The 9245-nt window shown below is 68.4% G+C and carries 9 protein-coding genes and 1 tRNA gene; 5 read left to right on the top strand and 5 right to left on the bottom strand.

Going from position 1 to position 9245, the window contains the following annotated elements; translation table 11 throughout:
* The 5 genes from WBP48_RS06995 to WBP48_RS06975 form a co-directional block, all read right to left on the bottom strand.
* Nucleotides 1–430, bottom strand: a 430-nt coding sequence (locus WBP48_RS06995; protein ID WP_424438113.1) for a type IV toxin-antitoxin system AbiEi family antitoxin domain-containing protein, incomplete at its 3' end; no start/stop codon positions are given.
* A 16-nt stretch (nt 431–446) separates the two neighbouring features.
* Nucleotides 447–1583 (bottom strand): recombinase family protein, encoded by a 1137-nt coding sequence (locus tag WBP48_RS06990; RefSeq protein WP_424438110.1) that lies wholly within the window; start codon nt 1581–1583, stop codon nt 447–449.
* Nucleotides 1535–2059, bottom strand: coding sequence for a recombinase family protein (locus WBP48_RS06985; RefSeq protein ID WP_424438107.1), 525 nt, complete (start codon nt 2057–2059; stop codon nt 1535–1537). The genes WBP48_RS06990 and WBP48_RS06985 overlap by 49 nt, the downstream gene beginning before the upstream one ends.
* Before the next feature lie 250 nt (nt 2060–2309).
* Nucleotides 2310–2382 (bottom strand) — tRNA-Arg (locus tag WBP48_RS06980).
* Between the two features lie 16 nt (nt 2383–2398).
* Nucleotides 2399–3157 carry an SGNH/GDSL hydrolase family protein gene (locus WBP48_RS06975; protein WP_424438104.1) on the bottom strand — a complete coding sequence of 253 codons (759 nt, stop codon included), beginning with the start codon at nt 3155–3157 and terminating at the stop codon, nt 2399–2401.
* Between the two features lie 114 nt (nt 3158–3271).
* Between WBP48_RS06975 and WBP48_RS06970 the strand changes: the two genes are divergently transcribed.
* The 5 genes from WBP48_RS06970 to WBP48_RS06950 form a co-directional block, all read left to right on the top strand.
* Complete coding sequence (locus tag WBP48_RS06970; protein ID WP_424438101.1) at nt 3272–4117, top strand: transglutaminase-like domain-containing protein; 846 nt, start codon at nt 3272–3274, stop codon at nt 4115–4117.
* A gap of 163 nt (nt 4118–4280) precedes the next feature.
* Nucleotides 4281–5945, top strand: coding sequence for an arginine--tRNA ligase (argS, locus tag WBP48_RS06965; RefSeq protein WP_424438098.1), 1665 nt, complete (start codon nt 4281–4283; stop codon nt 5943–5945).
* Nucleotide 5946: 1 nt separating this feature from the next.
* On the top strand, nt 5947–6831 hold the full coding sequence (locus WBP48_RS06960; protein ID WP_424438095.1) for a DUF2993 domain-containing protein: 885 nt from the start codon (nt 5947–5949) through the stop codon (nt 6829–6831).
* Between the two features lie 159 nt (nt 6832–6990).
* A complete protein-coding gene (lysA, locus tag WBP48_RS06955) occupies nt 6991–8427 on the top strand; it encodes a diaminopimelate decarboxylase (RefSeq protein WP_424438092.1) in 1437 nt (478 codons plus the stop codon).
* The coding region (locus tag WBP48_RS06950; RefSeq protein WP_424438089.1) for a homoserine dehydrogenase at nt 8424–9245 on the top strand (822 nt) is incomplete at its 3' end. The genes lysA and WBP48_RS06950, both read left to right, overlap by 4 nt.

The following is a 9245-nucleotide window of genomic DNA, read 5'->3' as shown; positions in this document are numbered from 1 at the left end:
TGAGTCGGAAGCAGTCGACGATGGTGCGCTCTGCGGAGTAGATCGCGGCGCTGAGCCTTCCTCCGATGTCTGCGTGTTCGCGTCCGATCTGGAAGGTGGTCGGGTCGAAGCTGTGCCAGTTCACGTGCGCGAGCCCCGCGGGATGCCGCGTGCCGCGTGGCAGCGCGATATCGGAGGCGAAGGGGATCGCGTCGCTGAGGTCGTGGTACACGAGCGCGCTCATCAGGCACAGTGTCGCGTCCTCATGGGTCACGGTCGCCGCCGCCAGGGCGGTGAAGTCCGGTGCGATCGCCTGGGGGCGCACAAACACCCCTCGCCCTGCCCGCTCGATCTCTCCCCGCTCGAGCAGACCGTACACCTGGTCCTTGTTCAGGCCAGCCGCGCGCGCATCCGCGAGGGTAAAGGCTGCCGCAAGTGCGGATACCGACACAGTTTCCTCCTAACTGTTAACACATCAAGGCTATCTGTAAGCAGTTAGGCGGACAAGGGCGGGGACGGAAGGGTGGGCGTGACGTGGAGGGCCCCGTGCTCATCTCGGTGAAGATGGATGTGTTCGAAGAGGGCGCGGTGCATGGCGTGCTTTTGGTCGGGGTCGGCCTGGAGGTAGTGGGTGTGGGCGTTCTCTCGCGCGGTGATGAGAGCCTGCTCCCGGCTCTCGCTTTCTCCGCTGCCCGGAAGTGTTTGTCGCGCTGCCTCGCGGAGTTCTCTGTGTAGTCGTTGTTGCTCGCGTTGGAGGACGTCGAGCGGATCGCGTCGTGGTAATAGGCGTCGAGGAGTAGGTGTTGTTGGCGCTCCAGCTCGGCCCGCCGCGCGCTCTGGTCCTGTGCGGGGTCTTCGGTGTCTGGCGGTGCGGCTTCATGTCGAAGTCTTGCCCTTGTTCGTTCCGCTTCCGCCGGTGCGAGGGTGATCTCCGCGTAGAGCTTGTCGACGAGGTCTTCGACAACAGTGATGGGTGCGGCTTTCATGATGCAGTCGGTGGTCTTGTTATTGCGGCCGTTGCAGATGAAGTAGGCGTAGACCTTCCCCGTGTGGGAGCGGCTGTGCGAGGCGACCATGCTTGCCCCGCAGTGTCCGCACTTCAGTACCCCGGAGAGGTGATGTGGATGCCGCATGCGTGCGCCCTGACCGACACGGTTCGCCGTGAGGCAGGCTTGCACGCGAGTCCAGACTGCGGGTTCTACGAGCCGGTCATGGTTTCCGGGGTATTCGACGCCGCGCCAGACGATGACGCCCTTGTAGTACGGGTGGCGGAGCATTCGTTGCACCCGGCTCACTGTCATCCCCGGGCTCTCGTTCCCGCTGGTCGTGGTTGATCGGAGGCCCAGGATGTTCAAGGACTTCGTGATCTGGCTGAGTGTGGTGTCACCGGCCGCGTAGGTGTGGAATGCCCAACGGATCATCGCTGCTTTGGTCTCGTCGACTTCGACAGTCCGGTACTCCCGCCCGTCCGGGGCGGTGGCACGGATGTTGCGGTACCCGATAGGCGCTTTGGAGGGCGTGCCTCCGTTGCGGAGTTTCTGGATGACGCCCTTGTTCACTTCAAGAGCGAGGTTCTGGGAGTAGAACTCGACGATCGAGGCCATGATGCCGTGCACCAGTTGCCCGCCCGGGTCGGGTCGATGCTCTCCGAGCAGGATACGAGTGTCGCGCCGCTCTCCGTGATTCGGGTGTTGATGTCACTGTCGTCGGCACGGTTTCGTGCCAGCCGGTCGAGCTTGTGCACGACGACGTAGTCCACCGGGTTCTCGCCCACGTACGTGAGCATTCGCTGCAACCCCGGACGGTTGGCCGATGTGCCCGACCTGCCGGAGTCCACGAACTCCTTGACGACGAACGCGCCCATTCGGTGAACGGTCTTCGTCGCGAGCTCTCGCTGCGCGGGAATCGAGAACCCCTCGGTGGTTCCTCCCTTGCGGGCCTGTTCGGTCGTGGAGACCCGAAGATACAGTACGGCGTACCTCGCCGGTGGAGACGAGAGAGATTCGAGCGGGGGAAAGGAATCAGGACCATGGACGAGCACGATGCGCCTCGGTTTCACGCGACAGAACACCCGGACCATCCGGGTCCCCCTCATCCAAGGACGCCCACACGCGTAGCACGGGCGCACGACGACGCTTTCCCGCAGTAGTGCGCGTCAGCGGCTGAAGGTTGCAGTCCCGCCGCGGGGACAACGCACGATGTTGGAACCTCGTTGCAAGTGAGAGGTTCTCAACAGTCAAACATGCCCCGCATTGGAGGAATCAACCGAAGAACCGAGAAACCGAGGCCCCTTTCAGAGCCCCAGCCATCGAGTTTGAACCTTATCGACGTGCCCCCGACAGGAATCGAACCTGCGACCTTTGGTACCGGAAACCAACGCTCTATCCCCTGAGCTACGGAGGCGTACCGATCGAGACTATCACCGAGCGAGGGCTGCGACCGCTGTCGCCAGCCGCTCGGCGAGATACTCGTGCCCCACAGTGGAGGGGTGGTCGCGGCCGATGCCGGTGTCGATGACGGCCGCGTAGTTGTCGTCTGTGATCCACTCCTGAGCGATGGGGGAGAGGTACCACCAGCCGCGCGCGGCCGCCGCATCCGCGAGGTCCCGGTCGATGCGCGCGGTCGCGGCCTCCACCGGCAGTATCTGCGGCGCGGGGCCGAGGATGACGATCTGCGCTCGCGGGTAGATGGCGGCCAGCGCGTCCCATGCCGCGTCCACCGCGGCACGGTAGCCCTTCGCCGGCATCCGTCTGTCGTTGATCGAGCCCTGCACGATGATGAGGTCGGGGTCGAGCGCCGGGTCCAGCGCCGCGATGCGCGTGCCGAAGTCGGGTCCGTCGATCCCAGGCCTGAGATAGCCCGAGCCGCGCACCCCGTTGACGATCGTCGTCCAGCCGGTGAGGTTCGCGACGACGTAGGCGTAGCCGAGCGTCGGCGCAGCCGCCGCCGACCCATACGTCCAGGAGTCGCCGAAGATCAAGACGGTGGGGTTGTCGGGCAGCTCGAGCGGCGACGGAGTCAGCGGTACGGCGGCCTGACCGGCGCCTGCGGCGACGGTCGCCGCGGGCGTCGACCACGGACGCCAGAACCCGACAACGACGATCGCTGCGGTGAGGCCCGTCAACAGCACGGCCAGCCATACCGCGACGCGCGGACGGGATGCGCGCGCGACGGTCATGCGACGAGGGTAGATCACGTTTCGCCGAAACGAGAATCGCCCTCGTCGGGCGCCTTCCGGGTGCGTATCTGCGTACGTCGCCGACGCGTCACCGTGGCGTGCGAGGATACTTCGATGCAGCGCGTTGTGACAGCCGAACTCGACCTGGAGCTGGGGTCGTCCGTCGACCTCATCTTTCAGATCACGGCCGCCCAGCCCGGGCCTGTGCTGCGCGAGGAGCTGACCTTCACGCAGGGTGATCGCGTGTACACCCCGACCGAGATCATCGACCAGTCAGGCAGCCGCCTGCACCGGCTGATCGGCGAGGCGGGACTGCTCGAGGTGCGTTACGAAGCGCTCATCGAGGGACACGTCGCGCAGCGCGCGACGAGCGATCTCGAGGCGATCACCTATCTGCGGCCGAGTCGGTACTGCCAATCGGACGAAGTCTTCTCGCAGGCACGTCGCCAGTTCCGGGGGCTGCAGGGGTTCGAACTCATCACCGCAGTCACCGAGTTCGTCGCGACGAGCACGACCTACACGCCGGGTCTCAGCCAGGGCACCGACTCGGCGGTGACCACCCTGATGACCGGCCAGGGCGTGTGCCGTGACTACGCGCACGTCGTCATCGCGCTGCTGCGGGCCATGGACATGCCCGCCCGCTATGCCGCGTGCTTCGCACCGGGCCTTCGCCCCATGGACTTCCACGCTGTCGCCGAGGCTTACCTCGACGGCAGCTGGTATGTCATCGATGCGACCCGGCTGAGCAACCGACGCTCTCTCGTGCGGATCGCGACGGGCCGCGACGCCGCGGACTGCGCGTTCCTCAGCTACCACGGCGGCCATGTCGGGCTCGCCCGCATGCACGTCGACGCGTGCGTCGTGCCGGACGACGCGTCGGATGTGGCGGCGCAGGATGCCGTGGCCACGGCATCCGACCCCGCCTTCGACGACCTCGCCGAGCCCGTCCAGCTCGCCTGACCGCCCTCGCTGACCCGATTCTGTCCGCGAGAGAACAATGGGGCGCCGAGAGAACGGGTGAACACCGTTCCCTCGGCGCGGAGATGTTCTCTCGCGGGTTGTGCGGGTCTCGCGGCGGACGACGAGTCGGCGCAAGGCCGCGCGCCCGTAAACTTGACGGGTCATGAGTCCCGATACCCTCTCCGCAGCCCTTCTTGCCGTCGTCGCCCCGCTCGCAGAGGCGCGACGCCCCGGCGCTGCCGCAGCGCTGACCGTCGCGGACCTGTCGCTGGAGCGGCCCCGCAACCGCGACCACGGCGACTGGGCCTCCAACGCGGCGCTCAAGCTCGCGAAGGCCGTCGGTGTCAGTCCGCGCGAGTTCGCGCAGGAGATCGCGGTGGCACTGGCGGATGCCGACGGCATCGCGACCGTCGAGGTCGCCGGACCCGGGTTCATCAACATCCGCCTCGACGCCGCTGTGGCCGGCAGCCTCGCCAGGACGATCGTCGAAGCCGGCGCCGCCTACGGCACCAACGAGACCCGTGCCGACGAGGTCATCAACCTCGAGTTCGTCTCGGCGAACCCCACAGGGCCCATCCACCTCGGTGGCACGCGGTGGGCCGCCGTGGGCGATTCCCTCGCCCGCATCCTCGCGAGCCAGGGCGCCCGGGTCACGCGCGAGTACTACTTCAACGACCACGGCGCGCAGATCGACCGGTTCGCCCGCAGCCTCGTCGCGGCCCACGAGGGTCGGCCGACCCCCGAGGACGGCTACGGCGGCGGCTACATCGACGACATCGCCCGCCGCGTCGCGCTCGCCTACGAGGGCGATATCGACGCGCTGGAACCCGCTGCGAAGCAGGAGGCGTTCCGCGAGATCGGTGTCGGCTTCATGTTCGACGAGATCAAGCAGTCGCTGCACGAGTTCGGCGTCGACTTCGACGTGTACTTCCACGAGAACGACCTCCACGAATCCGGCGCCGTCGAGCGCGCCATCGCGCGGCTGCGCGAGCTCGGCCACATCTACGAGGCCGACGGTGCCACATGGCTGCGCTCGACCGAGTTCGGCGACGACAAGGACCGCGTCGTCATCAAGTCCGACGGGAATGCCGCCTACATCTCCGGTGACCTCGCCTACTACCTCGACAAGCGGGAACGCGGCTTCAACCGGTGCATCATCATGCTCGGCGCCGACCACCACGGCTACGTGCAGCGCCTCATGGCGATGACGGCGGCGTTCGGCGACGAGCCCTACGTCAACCTGCAGATCCTCATCGGTCAGATGGTGAACCTCGTCAAAGACGGGCAGCCGGTGCGGATGTCGAAGCGCGCGGGCACGGTGGTGACCCTCGAGGATCTCGTCGAGATCGTCGGGGTGGATGCGGCGCGCTACGCCCTGACGCGCAGCTCGGCCGACTCGAACCTCGACATCGACCTCGACGTGCTGCAGAAGCGCACGAACGACAACCCCGTCTTCTACGTGCAGTACGCGCACGCTCGCACGCACAACGTCGCCCGCAACGCCGCCGAAAGCGGTGTGACGCGCGACGCGTTCGTGCCGGAGCTGCTCGACCACGAGACGGAGTCGGCGCTCCTCGGTGCGTTGCAGGAGTTCCCCCGCATCGTCGCATTCGCCGCCGAGGTGCGCGAGCCCCACCGCGTCGCCCGCTACCTCGAAGAGCTGGCGGGGCTCTACCACAAGTGGTACGACAACTGCCGCGTCATCCCACTCGGCGACGCGCCGGTCGAAGATGTGCACCGCACCCGGCTGTGGCTCAACGACGCCACCGGTCGGGTGCTGCGCAGCGGTCTGAACCTTCTCGGGGTGAGCGCGCCGGAGCGCATGTGACATGAGCGACGAAAACCCTACCCAGCCGCTGCCCGACCCCCGGGCGCAGTGGGTGTTGTCGACGGATGCCGAGGCGTCGGCATCCGCCCCACTCGCTCCCCGCGCCCCGAAGCCACGTCGCCGGTGGCCGTGGATCGTCGCGGTGCTCATCGTCGTGGTGCTCATCGCGGGCGCGTGGTTTGCGGGCGAGGTCATTGCTCGCGGCATCGTGGAACGCACGATCCGCGAGCAGCTGATCAGCAATCTCGACGTGCCCGCCGATCAGCAGTTCGACATCGACATCCCGGGCCCGATCCTGCCGCAGCTGATCGTCGGGAGCCTCGGCAGCGTGACGATCTCCTCGGACGACGTCCCGCTGAGTGACGGTGTGAGCGGAGGATCGGACGGCGGCCTGACCGCCGACGTCACTGTCCACGCGCAGGACGTGCCGATCCGCGGTGGCGACTGGAGCGGCGGCATCGCCACCGTGCGCCTCGATGAGGCCCAGTTGCGAACTCTGCTCGGGCAGGTCGAGGGCTTCCCCGCCGACACCGTCTCGATCGATGCTCCCGACGTCGCGGCCGACTTCGAGCTGCGGCTGTTCGGGCTGACGGTACCGGTGGGTGTTTCGCTCATCCCGAGCGCGGCCGGCGGCGACATCGTGCTCACCCCGTCGGCGCTGCGCGTGGCGGGAACCGAAGTGTCCTCCGATGCGTTGCGGCAGCAGTTCGGCGCGATCACATCCACCGTGCTGCGCGACTGGAACGTGTGCATCGCCGACCGGCTGCCGCGCGCTGTCGAACTCACGTCGATCGACGTGCGGCGGGAGTGGGTCGAGGCTCAGTTCGAGATCGACAGCACGATTCTCACCGACCCCGCGGCACAGGCGAAGGGCTCCTGCGCCTGACTCGCCGCCCGCCCCGCGGTCCGCTCGCCCGTGGCGCGCCGAGCCCGCCGGACCCGCCGGATGCGGTGCTCCACATGCGGTGCCCTAGACTTCTAGGACTGTCTTCGCCGGGCGTGACGCGACCGCCGGCACCCCGCTTCCATCCGATTGGTTCTGCCCGTGTCCGCCGCATCCGACCGTCCGCTCGTGCCGGAGTGGCTCGCGATGCCGGATGACGCAGGCGCCCTCGTCGAGGCGGTGTGGCCGCCGTCCGCGCGCCGCGACGAGCACGGCGAGCTGGCGATCGGGCGCGTTCCCGTCAGCGAGCTGCGCGAACGGTTCGGGACTCCGCTGTACGTCCTCGACGAGGATGCCGTGCGCGCTCGCGCCCGGGAGGTGCGCGCGGCCTTCACCGCCGCGACCGCTCGCCATGGCGTCCTCGCCCGCGTCTATTACGCCGGTAAGGCGTTCCTGTCCACAGAGGTCGTCCGCTGGGTCACCGAGGAGGGCCTCGCCGTCGACGTCGCCACCGGCGGCGAACTCGCGGTCGCGCTCGCCGGCGGCGCGGAGCCTGCGCGCATCGGCGTTCACGGCAACAACAAATCGACCCGCGAGCTCGAGCGTGCCGTCGAGGTCGGCGTCGGCTCCATCGTCATCGACTCGGCGATCGAGCTGGAGCGCCTCGCCGCGATCGTCGAGCGCACGCCCCGCGCCGACGGCGCGCCGCAGAGCGTGCTCGTGCGGGTCAACAGCGGTGTCCACGCCGAGACCCACGACTTCCTCGCGACGGCGCACGAGGACCAGAAGTTCGGTTTCGCCCTCGAAGATGCACCGGCCGTCGTGGCGCGCATCCGGGAGCTTCCCGGTCTGAGCTTCACAGGCCTCCACTGCCACATCGGTTCGCAGATCTTCGGAGTCCGCGGCTTCGAGGAGTCCGCCGCCCGCGTGGTCGAACTGCACGCGGAACTGCTCGCGGGCGGCGACATCCCGGTGTTGAACCTCGGTGGCGGCTTCGGCATCGCATACACCGCCGCCGACACGCCGACGCCCATAGCCGAGCTCGCGGACGGGATCGTCGACGCCGTCGCGCGCGAGTGCGAGGTCCGCGGCATCCCGCTGCCGAACCTCGCCTTCGAGCCCGGCCGCGCGATCGTCGGCCGCGCCGGCGTGACCCTCTACGAGGTCGGCACCGTCAAGCCGGTCCGCGTGAGCGAAGACGTCACCCGTACCTACGTGAGCGTCGACGGTGGCATGAGCGACAACGCGCGCCCGGCTCTCTACGGTGCGCCGTACTCCGCGCGTATCGCGTCGCGGACCTCGGATGCCGAGCCCGCACTCGCCCGCGTCGTGGGACGCCATTGCGAGGCGGGCGACATCGTCGTCGACGCGGAGTACCTGCCCGCCGATATCACCCCCGGCGATCTGCTCGCCGTCCCCGCCACGGGCGCATACTGCTTCTCGCTCGCGAGCAACTACAACTACGTGCCCCGCCCGCCCGTCGTCGCCGTGAGCGACGGCCGGGCTCGTGTGATCGTGCGTGGCGAGAGTGTCGACGACCTGCTGGCGCGCGATGCCGGCATCCCCACCGCCGACCGTTCCGAGGAGGACGACTCGTGACTGACTACCGCCGCCTGCGCGTCGCACTGCTGGGCGCGGGAGCCGTGGGCTCCCAGGTCGCGGCCCTGCTGCGCAAGCACGGCGACGAGCTCGCCGACCGCGCCGGCGCCGCCCTCGATCTCGTCGGCATCGCCGTGCGCAACCCCGACGCGCCGCGCGATGTCGAGCTGCCGCGGGAGCTGTTCACGACGGACTCCGAGCAGCTGATCGTCGGCGCCGACATCGTCATCGAGCTCATGGGCGGCATCGAGCCCGCGCGCAGCGACATCCTGCTCGCGCTGAACTCGGGCGCCGACGTCGTCACTGCGAACAAGGCGCTGCTCGCGACCCACGGTCCCGAGATCTTCGACGCCGCCGACCAGGTCGGCGCCTCGGTCTACTACGAGGCCGCCGCCGCCGGCGCCATCCCGATCATCCGGCCGTTGCGAGATTCGCTCGCCGGCGACCGCGTGCAGCGGATCATGGGCATCGTCAACGGCACGACGAACTACATCCTGGACCGCATGGACCGCGAGGGCACCGGCTTCGCAGACGTGCTCGCCGACGCGCAGGCGCTCGGGTACGCAGAGGCCGACCCGACCGCCGACGTCGAGGGCTTCGACGCGGCGCAGAAGGCCGCGATCCTCGCCTCCCTCGCGTTCCACACGGCTGTGCCGCTGGATGCCGTGCATCGCGAAGGCATCACGCACATCGACGCGCAGATCATGGATGCCGCCAGGCACGCCGGCTACGTCATCAAGCTGCTCGCGGTGTGCGAGCGGCTGCGGAGCGAGGACTCGGCATCCGGCGAGGCCATCTCGGTGCGCGTGTACCCGGCG

Source organism: Microbacterium sp. (assembly GCF_049661145.1).
Classification (GTDB): Bacteria; Actinomycetota; Actinomycetes; order Actinomycetales; family Microbacteriaceae; genus Microbacterium.
Note: the sequence above shows the minus strand (reverse complement) of the source record. Positions and strands in the feature narration are given on the sequence as shown.

What these genes read in the sequence shown, in the direction of transcription:
- WBP48_RS06990 (WP_424438110.1), bottom strand. Translation starts at nt 1,583, where the DNA reads ATGGCCTCGATCGTCGAGTTCTACTCCCAGAACCTCGCTCTTGAAGTG.
- WBP48_RS06985 (WP_424438107.1), bottom strand. Translation starts at nt 2,059, where the DNA reads ATGGTCCGGGTGTTCTGTCGCGTGAAACCGAGGCGCATCGTGCTCGTC.
- WBP48_RS06975 (WP_424438104.1), bottom strand. Translation starts at nt 3,157, where the DNA reads ATGACCGTCGCGCGCGCATCCCGTCCGCGCGTCGCGGTATGGCTGGCC.
- WBP48_RS06970 (WP_424438101.1), top strand. Translation starts at nt 3,272, where the DNA reads ATGCAGCGCGTTGTGACAGCCGAACTCGACCTGGAGCTGGGGTCGTCC.
- argS (WP_424438098.1), top strand. Translation starts at nt 4,281, where the DNA reads ATGAGTCCCGATACCCTCTCCGCAGCCCTTCTTGCCGTCGTCGCCCCG.
- WBP48_RS06960 (WP_424438095.1), top strand. Translation starts at nt 5,947, where the DNA reads ATGAGCGACGAAAACCCTACCCAGCCGCTGCCCGACCCCCGGGCGCAG.